Here is a 14,919-nt window from a genome sequence, read left to right on the forward strand (position 1 = left end):
AGGTGCAAAGATACGTTTTAAAGTACGAGTCAAGAAGTAAAATAGGATACTAATCTAATTACAAATCAATAGATTAATTGTATGGAAGTTATCGGCTATATTTATAACTCGTTTTTGATGCCTTAATCATCTCCTGTAGAAACAGGATTTGTAAGCTTTTATTAATCCACACCACTAATAAGACATGACTTTCTTACTTTTTCTTATCGGCATTACTGCAACAATTGTCGGAGCCCTTCCTCCTGGCGCTTCTAATCTTGCTGTTATAAAAACTACTATAAATGAAGACATTAAACAAGGTTTAAAGATAAGTTATGGGGCTGGCTTTGGTGAAGTTATTCTTGCTTTCTTAGCATTGAGTTTTGGACTCCTTATAAAAGAGTATTTTGTAATGCATACTTGGATACAAATTGTCCTCATTATAGTATTATTTATTGTAGGTGTTTATTTGGTCCAAACTAAACCTAAAAAAGTTAAAGACCCTTCTTCTTTTTCGTCAAAATATGTTACTGGTTTTTTACTTAGTATTGTAAACCCTCCTGTATTAATTTATTGGGTTGTTGTTTTTTCTATGCTTCATAAGAATTACAATTTTGATAGCATGTCTACACTACCTGTTTTGATTTTGTTTTTTAGTGGTGTATTCTTAGGTAAGGTTCTTACACTATATGGATATGGTCGTTTAGGGCATTTGATCCAGAACAAAAAAAGCAATTTCAAATGCTTTATAAATCGTCTTATTGGAGTTATACTTATTGTAATTTCTATTATTCAAACAATAAAACTTTCCTTATTCTAATTCGATTAAGTTCGATTTTAAAATTACTATCCAATTTTTCCTATAGGGGCCTTTCTCTGTAAGCTTTCGCGAAAGCGTACCACTAATGGCTTATGATTTTTACAGTTTTTCTTATCGGTTTTATAGTTACCATCATAGGTGCGACTCCTCCTGGAGCATCAAATCTTGCTGTTATTAAAACAACGGTACAAGAAAACATATATCAATCTCTTAAGATCAGTTATGGATCTGGTATAGGAGAAGTTTTGCTTGCGTTTACAGCTTTTTCATCAGGAATGGTTGTACAAGAGTTTTTTGCTATGCATATATGGTTGCAATTCCTAATTGCAGGAGTCTTAGGGACTGCTGGTATTTACTTTGTAAAAACAAAGCAGGTAGAAAAACGAAATTCCAGAAAATATAGTTCTAAGTATTTAACTGGTTTTGCTTTAAGCGTTATTAATCCTCCTGTATTAATTTACTGGGTGATTGTTTTTTCTGTATTACGGAGTTCTTTCAGCTTAGGGTTAGAGAGTTCTACTTTAGGTTTTATTTTATTTTTTATAGGCGTGTTTTTAGGGAAAGTAACTACGTTATATGGTTATGGAAAATTGGGAACTCGTATCCAAAAGAAGAAACCCAATACAAGTTCTTCTTCTCTAAATAGAATGATAGGTGTTGTTCTTATAAGTCTTTCTTTGATTCAGACAGCCAAGTTATTATTATTTTAAACTCTCTTTTGATTTTACATCATTATACAGGTCATTATCCTTTTAGACAAAACGTATAATTTTAAAAAAAGTATCTTAGTAGGAACTAACAATTCCCTGTACCTCTATGGAAACGAACTGCGTCCGTCAAACCATAATTAATAGTGCGTCTACTCTTTTTTACAAAAATGGATACAACAACACTCAAATAAGCGAGATACTCGAGACATCAGGTGTTTCAAAATCAACACTCTACGATCATTTCAATACCAAAGAAGAAATTTGCATTGCACATTTACAACATCGTAATGATGAGTTTTCAAAACAGGTCATGGCGTATACTTCACAAGCTCCTCAAGGAAAAGACAGGATCATGGCAGTATTCCATTATTTAGAACTTTTTTATAAAATGGAGGATTTTAATGGATGTTGGTCTATAAAAGTTTTTTCTGAAGTCCCTATGGCTAATGAATTAATAAAATCTGAAGTTATCTCCCAAAAAAATGGTTTTATAGATTACATAGAAATGCTACTTATAGAAAACATTAAAGTAGATAACCTAGAAGATCATAAAATATTGGCTCAAAAAATTTATATGCTACTTGAGGGTGCTGTTGCTCAAAGCAATCTTCATAAAAAAGAATGGCCTATCACCCTTGCAAAAGAGATGTGTTATACGCTATTTGATTAAACACGTAGCGTCTATACCCTAAACAGATTATAAGACCTCAATACGCACCACATACCCTTCCCAACTACGGACATTAAATACAGTATCGTCTTCAAAAATGAGATACTGTCCTTTAACTCCTTTTAAAACACCTTCGTATGCAGGTGTTTTATCAAGATTAAGGGTTTTTAATTTTTCAGGATATCTCGATACTGGAAAATTAATATGAGTCTCTTTGTTCTCTGTAATAAAATAAGGTAGTACTTCTTCAGGGATATATAATTTCAAGGCTTCTCTTTGCTCTACAAGATTGACGTCTTCTATTTCATTCTTAAGCATTTTACGCCAATTGGTCTTATCAGATACATGTTCTTTAAGAGCTATTTCTGTGATTCCAGCCAAATAGCGATTAGGCACTTCTACAATTTCTAAAGCTTCATGAGCCCCTTGATCAATCCATCGTGTAGGCACTTGGCTTTTGCGAGTTACTCCTACTTTTACATTACTTGAGTTTGCTAAGTATACAATATGCGGTTTTAATTGCATTTCTTTTTCATAAGCTAGATCGCGATCTTCAATATCAAGATGTGCTGTAGACAATTCTGGCTTCATAATCCAATCTGCAGCTTGTGGTACTTTATAAAAATCTTCATAACAATATCCTTGTCTATATATTTTTTTATTTTCTCCACAAGCAAGACATTGATATCCTATAAATTCTATATGTATTTTCTTCTCTATAAGTTGATTCATATTCAAAAAGTCACTCCCCATGATCAAATAATAATTTACAGGACTCGTGATCTCTGTTTGCATTTTTTTTAGGACTCCTTGGTATTGCATGATATTTATAGGGTTTTGATTTTATAAAATTTAGGAAAAAAGGCTAAATTAGCTCTTACTATCTCTATAATAGATCAGAGACGTAAATATACCAACTTTATGCCTATACCATTAGTACATTCTATTGCTTCTTGGTTTTTAAAAAAACGTATTCATCAAATGGAACTTTTTTTAAAATACCCTAATGAAGTACAGCATGAATTACTTCTTAAACTCATAGAAAAAGCAAAGGATACCGAAATAGGTAAGAAATATACATTTAGTGAAGTAAAAAGTTATGCCCAATTTGCAGAACGTGTCCCTATTTCTTCATATGAAGATGTCCAACCTCAAATAGAACGTAGCCGAAAAGGAGAAAACAACATCTTATGGCCTACACCTATAAAATGGTTTGCTCAAAGTAGTGGCACTACAAATGCGCGAAGCAAATATATTCCCGTAAGTACCGAATCTCTAGAAAATTGTCATTATGCAGCTAGTAAAGATTTACTTTGTATGTATCTTAATAATAATGAGAATTCACAATTATTTTCTGGTAAAGGATTACGATTAGGAGGAAGTAAAGAGCTTTATGAAAACAATGGTACCGTATACGGAGATCTCTCGGCTATATTAATAGACAATATGCCCTTTTGGGCAGAAATGAGTAGTACTCCAAATAGTGACGTCTCTTTATTGAGTGATTGGGAAATAAAAATGCAAGCTATTGTGGATGAAACTATCCAAACAAATGTTACTAGTCTAGCTGGTGTTCCTTCTTGGATGCTTGTATTATTAAACAACGTACTTGAAACTACAGAGAAAAAGAATTTATTTGAGATATGGCCTAACCTTGAGGTATATTTTCATGGAGGTGTGAGTTTTGAACCATATGTTGATCAATACAAACATATACTACCTCTAGATTCCTTTAAATACTATGAGATTTATAATGCCTCAGAAGGTTTTTTTGCTATTCAGGATCAAAACAGTAGTAAGGATCTTTTATTAATGTTAGATTATGGTATTTTTTATGAGTTCATTCCTATGGATGCATACGGAACACCTGAACAAAAAATTGTCCCTTTATCTGATGTAGAAATACATAAAAACTATGCTGTTGTAATTACTACAAATGCAGGGCTATGGCGTTATAAGATAGGAGACACCGTACGGTTTACTTCTATAAACCCTTACCGCATACGCGTAAGTGGAAGAACCAAACATCATATTAATGTGTTTGGGGAAGAACTTATTATAGAAAATGCAGATGTGGCTTTGGGCGTTGCTGCAAAAGAAACACATAGCGAAATTAAAGATTATACTGCTGCTCCTATTTTTATGAAAGGGAAAGAAAAAGGAGCTCACGAGTGGATTATAGAATTTAAAAACCCACCTACAAATCTAGAAGATTTCAACACAAAGCTAGATAATGCACTTCGATCTGTAAATAGTGATTATGATGCTAAGCGTTTCAATAACACTACATTAAATGCTCCTGTAGTACATGCTGCAAGACAGCACTTATTTTATGACTGGCTCAAAGAGAACAATAAATTAGGAGGGCAACACAAAATACCAAGACTTTCTAATAGGAGAGACTTTGTAGATGAACTATTAAAGCTAAATATATAGATGTTTTAGACTCAATTACCTTTTGTTTTTCAACACAATACATTTCATTTTCTACAAGTATTATTGCTTTTTTGCTTAAAATCCTCAATTATATTACGGGTTATCATGAATAATCATTGCATTTTAACGATTATAAACATCATCTTATCTAAAAACTACTAAAAAGTTTTTTCACAACTAATACACCGTTTATTTTTACATCATCAAAGACCCCAAGTCAAAATAATTAGATTAAATGAAATTATTAGTTAATACACTTATTGCCTTTATGTTTGTAATTCAATTACAGGCACAAGAGGTTGCAAACGTCAATCAAGATTTTGCGGTTTTAGATCAGGAAGTAATCACTACTTCAAATCCTGACATTGGAGATAATGGTTTTAAATTTGAAACATTTAAAACTGGCATCAATTCTAAATTTTCAGATTATGGTGTAGGATTCTTTAAAAACAAGTTCATCTCTTTTTCTGCAAGAAAAGTGGGAGCTTTAGCAAAAATAGATCCTAATACTAAAGAACCATATACAAAGCTTTATTGTTCTGATATTACATATGAATGGGATTTACAACGCCCTTTATTATTTTCTCATATATTGAATAAAGGAGAAAACTTAGGTACTATTTCTTTTTCTAAAGAAGGAGATAGAATATATTTTTCAAAAAGTTTAAAAGAAAATTCTCAAACTTTTCAAGTATATACTGCTACTATGAATCCCAATAGAGAGGGAGAGTGGATTAATATTACTGAGTTACCATTTAATGATACATCATACTCTATAGAAAATCCACACTTAAGTAAAGATGGCAAAACACTTTACTTTTCTTCTAATATGCCAGAAGCTATAGGAGGATATGATATTTTTAAAGTAGCGATCAAGAGTGATGGTTCTTATGGACCTGTAGAGCGTATAGAAGGATCTGTAAACACCGTTCTTGACGAGAAGTTTCCGCAAACATCACTAAACAACGATTATTTATACTTTTCTTCTAATGGGCATAATAGCTTGGGAGGATTTGACATCTTTAGATCTCGTAGTGCGACATTAGGATATGTTGCAACTCGTAATCTTGGAAATACAATAAACTCATCAAAAGATGAAATCGCATATATCCCAGCTACAGAGACAATAGGGTACTTTACCTCTGATAGGGAAGGCGGTGAAGGTCGTTACGACATTTATAAGATTCGTGAGTATGTTATTGATCAAAATGTATCAGGAATTGTACGTGACACAGAAACAGAAATACCATTAGCAGACGCAACAATTGTACTACTAGATGCAGATGGAGAAGAAGTAGCTACTGTAAACTCTGATGAAGATGGAACCTATAGTTTTCCTGTAGATTCATTTTTAGATTATACAATACTAGCTTATAAAGAAGGATTTGATCGTAACTCTACTTCATTTGACACCAATACAAACTTAGTTGCAACTTTTGAGGCTGATATTACATTAAATGCAAAGCCTGCTGAAATTGTAGAAACTGAAGAAAAATCATTTATAAAAATCAATAATATTTTATTTGATTTTAATAGTGACAAAATCAAGAACATCTCTACTATTACTTTAAATACCGTAGTTGCAACTCTAGAAGAGAATCCTGAAATTAAAATTGATATAAAAGCACACACAGATATACAAGGAAGTAACGGTTATAATTTAAAGTTATCAAAAAAGAGAGCTGCTTCTGCTATGACATATATATTAAGTAAGGGAATTTCAAAAGATCGTCTTACTTCAGAAGGATATGGCGAATCACAGCCTTTAATAAATTGCACAACGTGCAGTGATGCCCAACACGAAAAAAATCGTCGTGTAGAGTTTATCATTGTAAGAGAATAAAAACATAATACTTCAAACCCAAAAAAGGCCATTACACTATTTTGTAACGGCCTTTTTGTATTATAAGAAATTTTTCTTTTTAAGATACTGCTTTAAGCTTTTTAAGCGTTGACTTATTCAGTTTCCCTTCTGCATACTCTCTAGTAACAGTAAGTTCTTTTTCTGAAGAGCTAGGCATCTCAAACATCGCGTCTGTTAAAATTGCTTCACATAATGATCTTAAACCACGAGCTCCAAGCTTATATTCTATTGCTTTTTCTACAAGATAATCCAGAGCTCCATCGGTAATACTAAACTCGATCTCATCCATTATAAAAAGCTTCTTGTATTGTTTTACAATAGCATTTTTAGGCTCTGTAAGTATGGCTCTTAATGTTCCTTTATCAAGTGGATCCATATGTGTCAAAACCGGTAGACGTCCTATGATTTCTGGAATAAGTCCAAAATCTTTTAAATCTTTAGGAATAATATACTTAAGCATATTGTCTAGATCTACCGCATCTTCATTTTTACTTGCGCTAAACCCCATAGCTTGCATATTAAGACGTTTTGTGATATGACGTTCTATACCATCAAAAGCGCCTCCTGCGATAAACAATATGTGCTCTGTATTTACTTCTATAAATTTTTGATCAGGATGTTTACGTCCTCCTTTAGGTGGTACATTTACAACAGTCCCTTCAAGAAGCTTTAGTAATGCCTGTTGGACCCCTTCTCCACTTACATCTCTTGTTATAGAAGGATTATCACTCTTACGTGCTATTTTATCAATCTCATCTATAAAAACGATACCTCTCTGTGCTTTCTCAAGATTATAATCGGCAGCTTGTAGTAAACGAGTCAATATACTCTCTACATCTTCTCCTACATATCCTGCTTCGGTAAGTACAGTAGCATCTACAATAGCAAGAGGGACATTGAGCATTTTTGCAACTGTCTTTGCTATAAGTGTTTTACCCGTACCAGTTTGTCCAACCATAACGATATTACTCTTTTGAATTTCAATATCATCATCATCTTTAGGCTGTAATAAACGTTTGTAATGGTTATAAACAGCAACGGCCATTACTTTTTTTGTATACTCCTGTCCTATCACATATTCATCTAAAAAAGCTTTGATTTCTTGTGGCTTTTTAAGCATGAGGTCACCGTCCAGTTCATTGGTGTCTACTTCTTTTGACTCCTCTACAACAATTCCGTGTGCTTGCTCAATACATCGATCACAAATATGTGCATCTAATCCAGCTACTAATAAATTTGTTTCTGGTTTTTTCCTACCACAAAACGAACATTCTAAGTCTTCTTTCGCCATGTAAACTAACTATTATAATGATGTATACGCTTTCGCGAAAGCGCATATACCAAAATTAATCTCTTTTTAATATCTCATCGATCATACCGTATTCAAGCGCTTTATCTGCTTTCATCCAGTAATCACGATCACTATCTGCATATACCTTATCATACTCTTGTCCAGAATGCTTTGCAATTATTTTGTAAAGCTCTTCTTTTAAGATTAAAATCTCTCTGGCAGTAATCTCGATATCGGTTGCTTGTCCTTGAGCTCCTCCCATAGGCTGGTGTATCATCACTCTAGAATGTGGTAAACCACTACGTTTCCCTTTTGCTCCTGCACATAACAACACGGCTCCCATAGAAGCTGCCATTCCCGTACATATTGTAGCAACGTCTGGCTTTATAAACTGCATAGTATCATAAATACCTAATCCTGCATATACACTACCTCCTGGAGAGTTTATATATATCTGGATATCTTTAACAGCATCTGTGCTTTCTAAAAACAATAATTGTGCTTGTACAATATTTGCTACTTGATCGTTAATACCTGTTCCTAAAAAGATAATACGATCCATCATTAAACGTGAGAAAACATCAAAAATAGCGATGTTCATTTGACGTTCTTCTATGATATTTGGAGTAAGACCTACTGGTGTCATACTACTTACAATCTTATCATAGTATGTAGAACTTATACCTTGATCCTTTATTGCAAAATTTTTAAACTCTTTTCCGTAGTCCATATATTATTAATACGATTTTTATATTACAAAAAAACGTTTTACTCCTAAAAGTAAAACGCCTTAAAGATACTTATTTATAGACAAGTATTCTAATTGTATACTTCCTTTACAAATTCATCAAAGGTCACCTTCTTAGTCTTAAGACTTACCTTTTCCTTAAAGAAAGAAAGCATTTTTTGATTCATAAGTTGTTCAGAAAGCCTTTTTACCTCTTCTTGGTTCCCTAAAATACGAGCAGCAATCTCCTCTAGCTCCTTATCTTCAGGGTTCATTTGACCATATTGCATCATCTGTCCTTTGATCAAATCTTTTGAATATTCTTTTAATTCTTCAAAAGTAACCTGAAGGTTATTCTCTTGAATAATTTTTCCTTCTATAAGTTGGTAACGCAATCCTTTTTCAGAACGATTATATTCTTCTATCGCTTCTTCTAAAGTCATTGGGTTTTCTCCTGTAGATTGAATCCATCTTTGAAGAAAATCTGCTGGTAAATCAAACTTTGTTTCTTCTATAAGACCTTCAGTAACGGCATTCATTAACTGTTGGTCACTTTGTTGTTGGAATTGCTTTGAAGCATCTTCCTTCATTTTTTCTTTAAGTTCTGTAACTGTTTTTACAGCATCTTTACCATATAATTTATCAAAAAGATCTTGATCAAACTCAGCTAATTCTCTTGAATTTACTTCTGTAATAGTAAAAGCAACCTCTGCATTTAACTCCTTTGCTTCTTCTTCTGTTTTCTTAAATGCATTTTGGTAACTCTGTCCGTCACTAAAAAGGCTTTTTGTTTTAACAGTAATAACATCTCCTGCTTTTGCGCCTAGAAAAGCATCTGTATTTTTCTTTCCTTTAAGTTGTCCTATTTCAAAAGTAGCTGTATTGTCAAGTTCTAATTCTTCATTTACAAAGGCGCCAGTAACTTCACTATCTTTTGCTACTTCAGTTTGAGAAGTTAACTTACCATATTGTTTTTGGATAGTAGTTAATTGATTTTCAATCATTTTATCGTCTGCATAAATTTCATAGCTTACGATTGCTTTTTTAGGGCTAAGATTAATATCAAATTTAGGAGCCATCCCTAGTTCAAATTCAAAACTATAATCATCTACACTCCAATCAAAACTTTCTTGATTTTTAGGTAGAGGATTTCCTAATACGTCTAGTTTTTCTTCTGTAAGGAATTTTCCTAAAGCGTCCTGAAGCATTTTATTTACTTCATCTACACGTACAGCCATTCCATACTGTTTTTCAACAAGTCCCATTGGTACATGTCCTTTTCTAAATCCTGGAATATTTGCTGTTTTGCGATAATCCTTTAAAATAGTTTGCACTTTGTCTTGATAGTCATCCTTTGCGATATCTACCTTTACAATAGCGTTAAGATCGTCGATTTGCTCCTTTGTAATATTCATTATTCTCTTAATTTAAGGGCGCAAAAATACGTTTTTTTTTGCACCTTACAATGTTTTAAACTCTTGTCTTTTATGACTTCTTATCTTCTTTAAGAAACTGAAACAAAATACTTTGAAATACACTTAGCAAAATACTAAAGAGTATAGCAATCCAAATACCATTTACAACAAAACCGCTTACAAAGTAATCTGCTAATAAAATAAGCATTGCATTTATAACAATTAGGAACAACCCAAACGTTATAATTGTAATAGGAAATGTAAGTACAATAAGTATAGGCTTTACAATAAATCGTAATAGCGCTAGCACTACTGCAACAATTACAGATGTTGTAAATCCATCTACAGATACTCCTGGGAGTATTCTTGCTATAATAAGTACAGCAATGGTGGTCAGTATAATTTTAAAGATAGATTTCATATTACAGACAGTAACGCAAATAGGATACCAAAAAAAAATGCACCTAAATAGGTGCATTTTTCAAATACTTTATAGACAATATACTGTCATTTAGTCATTACTTATCGTTACCGTGGCAAAGTTTCCGATATCCACTCCTGGGATATTAGAACCATATTGCGCATTGATTGCATCTAGCAATACATTTGCAGTAAGAGCATATCCTCTAGGTGTTGGATGAACACCATCTAAAGAGAATCCTCCACCTGTAACAAATGTAGATGTCACTGTTCCTCCATTAAATGTCACTCCTCCATTTGCAACTTGTTGTAATGCTCCACGAGCATCTGCAAAAGCAAGTCCATTTGCACTAGCTAATGCTTGTATTGTCGTATTGTATGCAGTTTGAGCAGTAGTTACTCTAGCTTGTTCTGCAGCTGTTAACACAAACTGATCTCCTAAAGGCACAGAAACTCCATTAATCAAGGTTGGGTCATTATTTACAACCGTACCTAATATTCCTGCCGATGTTAACGTTAATATATCTGAGCTATTTGCTTGACGTAATTGACCTAATAAATTTGCTGTAGCAGCATCAAGACTTACAGGAGGTGCCTGAAGAATTGCGCTTACATCAGTAAGATCATCATCTGTCAAAGTTGGAAAGTTTACTCCTTCTGAAAACTGAATTGTACGAGAGGCAGCTTCTTCTGCTGTAATTATTCCAAAACTAACAAGAGTTGGTAATACCACATTGTTGTACAAAGCAAAGTTGTCATTTAAAAATGCTGCTGTTGGAGCATCTAATGGAATAGACTGAGTAGGAACCGTTGTAAAAAACGGGATAGATGTTACATCTGGAATATTAACAAGAACTCCATTTGTCCCATCTGCTACTAATGCATTTACCATTTGAGAGTACGCATTTTCAAAAACATTAGGATCTGTAATATCACTTGTCGAGTATGTAGATGGATCAAAATTACCTGTTTGATCTACACCAGAACCACCAGAAGTAGCATATCCTAAAATATCATTATTACCTATCCATAAAGAAAAGAATGATGGATTTTGAGCTACTGCATCTCCTATTACTGTTGCATCAGGAGAAGAAGCAAATCTTACAAAGTAAGGATTTGCACTTACTGGTGTTGACGTTAGTCCACCTATATTTCCATATCCAGAAAATAATAAGTCAAAACTTCTTGCCCCAGGAACACCTACATTATTAAAAGGTCCAGAAAGAATATTTGAAACTTCTGTTGTAGATGACTGGTTTATAATAGCAGGTCCTGGGTTTCCATTCTCATCTGTAGCTAATACAAAACGAGGATTAAATCCTGGTAATTGAGCTCCTCCTAAAAGTAAACCTCCTACATTATCATTCATAAGAGGTTGTGTAAAAGAACCTCCTCCAGCTAGCGCAAATTGCGTAGCCATAATATTAGGGTATGAATTATCTTGCCCTGTTATATATAAAGTCCCATCTGCAAAACCTGCAGTAAGAGAGTTTCCTATTGATACATAGTTAGAAAAATCTGCTTCTCCACTAGTATAAAAATTATCTTCATCAATTGGGGTGTCAAATTCTGGCTCACAAGCCACAAACCCTAATGCAAGAACTGCTATATATTTTATATATTTCTTCATCGCTGTTTTTTATTTAAAGTTTATAACTTAATCCTAGACCTGCAACAATAGCACTAGACTTATATGTTCCTTCAAAAGGAGCTGTTTGCCCGTTTGTTTCTGTAAAGAAATCGTAAGAAGCATCTACCTCATCAAATCGTAAATACAAGAACGAAGCATCAATTGATAATTTACTATTTACATAATATGTAAATCCGCCTGTAAATCCGTTAGAATCGTTACGTGGTGTTTCTGGCGCAAAGAATCCTGATTGAACTGGAGATTCATCAAAATAATATCCAGCTCTAAGGTCTATCTTTTTTGATAGAGAATATTCTGCTCCAAAACGATAGGTACTTGCGTTTTTATAATTACGTGGATTATTAGATTCTAAAGCTATAGAACCGTCTGTATTAAGAAAATCTATATCAAGAGATTCATAAGCGCTCCACTCTGCATAGTTATAATCAAATGCAAATAGCCATTTTTCGTTAGGTCTATATGACAATCCTACAGTCCACTCTGCAGGTAAAGGCAAAGAAGCTGTAAAGTCAAAGTTACCATTTGGCACTGGTGCCAATGGTGAATTAGGGACATTTGCAAAAGTAGCCTCACCATCTCCTGACTCTACCTCTACATCTATTAATGAGCGGTAATTAAATCCTAACTTCCATTTATCTTGGTTATCTAGGTTTAATAATGCTCCTGCAGACCATCCAAACTCTAGAATTCCGCTAGCGTCTAGTGTTACATTAGATCTATTACCATCTAAGTCTGTAAGGTTTCTACTTAAGTTACGGTTAAAGTTCACAGATCCTATAGCTAGGATAGGCCCTCCACCGATACTAAATCTATCTTTTACTATTTCCCAAGAAAATAATGGTTGTATATAAACAGACTCCAATTCTATATTATTAACAAGATGTGACCCTGCCCAATCTGTAGGATACTCTACACTACTTCCATAAGGAGTATATACAGCAAGCCCAAGAGCAAAGCTATCACTTAATTTGTAACTTGCATATAGGTACACAGGTGTTCCTACACCACTATCTGTTTGAGCAGATTGTCCAAATTCTGCATTTTGATATGATACATCTGCAAAAACACCAAAACCTCCAGCAGAAAGATTGATTTTATTTTCCAAATGAATTAATCCCGCAGGATTAAAAAATGCTAGTTCTGCATTGTTTACTACAGCAACTCCCGTATGACCCATCGCTAGAGACCTGTTACCTTGTAAACTCACACGGTATCCACCTGCATAAGTAACAGCACAAACTAGCATAAGTACAAACACACTTACTACTTTTTTCATAATTTAATTTAGGTTAAGAATTTTATTGTTTTCTCAAAAGAAAGCACGCAAAAATAGGATATTTTTAAGTTTTTACAATTAATTAACACACTTTATTATGCATACATAGTAAAATTTGTGATATTTCACTTACAGAAAATGCATAGTTTCCTCGTAAAAACTCCTAGGATTCTCGGCATGTAACCAGTGACCTGCATTTTGAATAGTTATTAATTTTGCTTTCGCGAAAGCGGACTGAATCAAAGCTTCATCTTCATCAAGAATATAATCTGAAGCTTCACCTCTTAAAAATAATGTGGGTTTATCAAAAAAAGAATTTTCAGGCAGTGCTTCTCCAATACTATTAATCTGAGCTATTAATGCAGGTAAGTTTACTCGAAGTCCTAAAACATCTTTTTCAACCCAGTACAAGTTTTTTAATAAGAACTGACGAATGCCTAATTCTGAAATATAATTAGAGAGAAATGCATCTGCCTCCTTTCTTCCTTGAAGCGCTTCTTTATTAATAGATAGTGATTGCAATCCTTCTAAAATAGTTTGATGATGTTGAGGATAAAATTTAGGACCTATATCTGCTATGATTAATTTTGAAACCACCTCAGGGTACAATGTAGCAAAAAGCATTGCTGTCTTACCTCCCATAGAATGCCCTATCAAAGAAATATTTGAAATTCCTTTTTCTTCACAATAGACTTTTAAATCTTCTGCCATGTATTGATAACTAAAATCATCACTATGAAAGCTACGGCCATGATTACGTTGATCTACAAGGTGTACTTCATATCCGTCTTTTGCAAATTGCTTTGCAAGTGTTTTCCAGTTATCTCCCATCCCTAGGAATCCATGTAGAATGACTAATGGTTTTCCTTCTCCTATTATATTAGCGTGTAATAACATTATTTTAATTTTTCTAGATATTGAGCAACTACGTTTTCAAAACCATAATACAATGCTTCAGAAACTAATGCATGTCCTATAGAGACTTCTAATAATCCTGGAATGCTATTTTTAAAATACTCAATATTATCAAGAGAGAGATCGTGACCTGCATTTATCCCTAGCTCTATTTCATTTGCAATAAATGCACTTTCTATATAAGGACGGATTCCTTCTTCTTTATTTGAAGCATACATCGCTGCATAACTTTCTGTATACAACTCTATGCGATCTGTTCCTGTTTTTTTTGCTCCTTCTATCATTTCTTTGATAGGATTAACAAATATAGATGTACGTATTCCTTCATTTTTAAAAGTTGTGATTACTTCTTGCAGAAAAGATTGATTTTTTATAGTGTCCCAACCAGCATCACTTGTGATTGCATCTACTGCATCTGGAACCAATGTCACTTGAGTTGGTTTTACCTCAAGTACAAGATCTATAAATTTCTGAACAGGATTCCCCTCTATATTAAACTCTGTTGCCACTATTTGCTTAAGGTCATGAGCATCTTGATACCTTATATGTCTTTCATCTGGTCTTGGATGTATTGTAATACCTTGCGCTCCAAACCTCTCAAGATCTGTAGCTACTTTTACAACATTAGGCACATCACCTCCTCGTGCATTACGGAGTGTTGCTATTTTATTTACGTTTACACTTAATTTTGTCATTATAAAAATGGTATAAAATTTGACACAAAAATACAAAGACCCTATCGCTA

General features: G+C 33.5%; 14 protein-coding genes. 5 read left to right on the forward strand and 9 right to left on the reverse strand.

Going from position 1 to position 14,919, the window contains the following annotated elements; all coding sequences use genetic code 11:
• Positions 1-184 precede the first annotated feature (184 nt).
• From ABJD27_RS12495 to ABJD27_RS12505, 3 genes are all read left to right on the forward strand, one after another.
• Positions 185-799, forward strand: coding sequence for a LysE family transporter (locus ABJD27_RS12495; protein WP_348165158.1), 615 nt, complete (start codon positions 185-187; stop codon positions 797-799).
• Positions 800-891: 92 nt separating this feature from the next.
• On the forward strand, positions 892-1,509 hold the full coding sequence (locus ABJD27_RS12500; protein ID WP_348165161.1) for a LysE family transporter: 618 nt from the start codon (positions 892-894) through the stop codon (positions 1,507-1,509).
• A gap of 106 nt (positions 1,510-1,615) precedes the next feature.
• Positions 1,616-2,179 (forward strand): TetR/AcrR family transcriptional regulator, encoded by a 564-nt coding sequence (locus tag ABJD27_RS12505; RefSeq protein WP_348165165.1) that lies wholly within the window; start codon positions 1,616-1,618, stop codon positions 2,177-2,179.
• 27 nt (positions 2,180-2,206) lie between these two features.
• On the opposite strand, the gene ABJD27_RS12510 is transcribed toward ABJD27_RS12505, so the two are convergent.
• Positions 2,207-3,001, reverse strand: coding sequence for a DUF2797 domain-containing protein (locus ABJD27_RS12510; RefSeq protein ID WP_348165168.1), 795 nt, complete (start codon positions 2,999-3,001; stop codon positions 2,207-2,209).
• Between the two features lie 99 nt (positions 3,002-3,100).
• On the opposite strand from ABJD27_RS12510, the gene ABJD27_RS12515 reads away from it, so the two are divergent.
• Both ABJD27_RS12515 and ABJD27_RS12520 read left to right on the forward strand, forming a co-directional pair.
• A complete protein-coding gene (locus tag ABJD27_RS12515) occupies positions 3,101-4,615 on the forward strand; it encodes a GH3 auxin-responsive promoter family protein (RefSeq protein WP_348165171.1) in 1,515 nt (504 codons plus the stop codon).
• A 235-nt stretch (positions 4,616-4,850) separates the two neighbouring features.
• On the forward strand, positions 4,851-6,458 hold the full coding sequence (locus ABJD27_RS12520; RefSeq protein WP_348165174.1) for an OmpA family protein: 1,608 nt from the start codon (positions 4,851-4,853) through the stop codon (positions 6,456-6,458).
• Between the two features lie 79 nt (positions 6,459-6,537).
• On the opposite strand, the gene clpX is transcribed toward ABJD27_RS12520, so the two are convergent.
• From clpX to ABJD27_RS12560, 8 genes are all read right to left on the reverse strand, one after another.
• Positions 6,538-7,770 (reverse strand): ATP-dependent Clp protease ATP-binding subunit ClpX, encoded by a 1,233-nt coding sequence (gene clpX / locus ABJD27_RS12525; RefSeq protein WP_348165177.1) that lies wholly within the window; start codon positions 7,768-7,770, stop codon positions 6,538-6,540.
• Between the two features lie 55 nt (positions 7,771-7,825).
• A complete protein-coding gene (gene clpP / locus ABJD27_RS12530) occupies positions 7,826-8,500 on the reverse strand; it encodes an ATP-dependent Clp endopeptidase proteolytic subunit ClpP (RefSeq protein WP_348165180.1) in 675 nt (224 codons plus the stop codon).
• Between the two features lie 89 nt (positions 8,501-8,589).
• A complete protein-coding gene (gene tig, locus ABJD27_RS12535) occupies positions 8,590-9,912 on the reverse strand; it encodes a trigger factor (RefSeq protein WP_348165183.1) in 1,323 nt (440 codons plus the stop codon).
• Between the two features lie 70 nt (positions 9,913-9,982).
• Positions 9,983-10,333, reverse strand: a complete 351-nt coding sequence (locus ABJD27_RS12540) for a phage holin family protein (RefSeq protein WP_348165186.1) — start codon at positions 10,331-10,333, stop codon at positions 9,983-9,985.
• A gap of 90 nt (positions 10,334-10,423) precedes the next feature.
• Positions 10,424-11,962, reverse strand: a complete 1,539-nt coding sequence (locus tag ABJD27_RS12545; RefSeq protein ID WP_348165189.1) for a G-D-S-L family lipolytic protein — start codon at positions 11,960-11,962, stop codon at positions 10,424-10,426.
• Positions 11,963-11,975: 13 nt separating this feature from the next.
• Positions 11,976-13,259, reverse strand: coding sequence for an outer membrane protein transport protein (locus ABJD27_RS12550; protein WP_348165192.1), 1,284 nt, complete (start codon positions 13,257-13,259; stop codon positions 11,976-11,978).
• Between the two features lie 129 nt (positions 13,260-13,388).
• Positions 13,389-14,156 (reverse strand): alpha/beta fold hydrolase, encoded by a 768-nt coding sequence (locus ABJD27_RS12555; protein ID WP_348165195.1) that lies wholly within the window; start codon positions 14,154-14,156, stop codon positions 13,389-13,391.
• Positions 14,156-14,869: a pyridoxine 5'-phosphate synthase gene (locus ABJD27_RS12560; RefSeq protein WP_348165198.1), complete on the reverse strand. Its 714-nt coding sequence runs from the start codon at positions 14,867-14,869 to the stop codon at positions 14,156-14,158. The genes ABJD27_RS12555 and ABJD27_RS12560 overlap by 1 nt, the downstream gene beginning before the upstream one ends.
• Positions 14,870-14,919 lie beyond the last annotated feature (50 nt).

This window comes from Dokdonia sp., from assembly GCF_039945015.1.
Classification (GTDB): domain Bacteria; phylum Bacteroidota; class Bacteroidia; order Flavobacteriales; family Flavobacteriaceae; genus Dokdonia.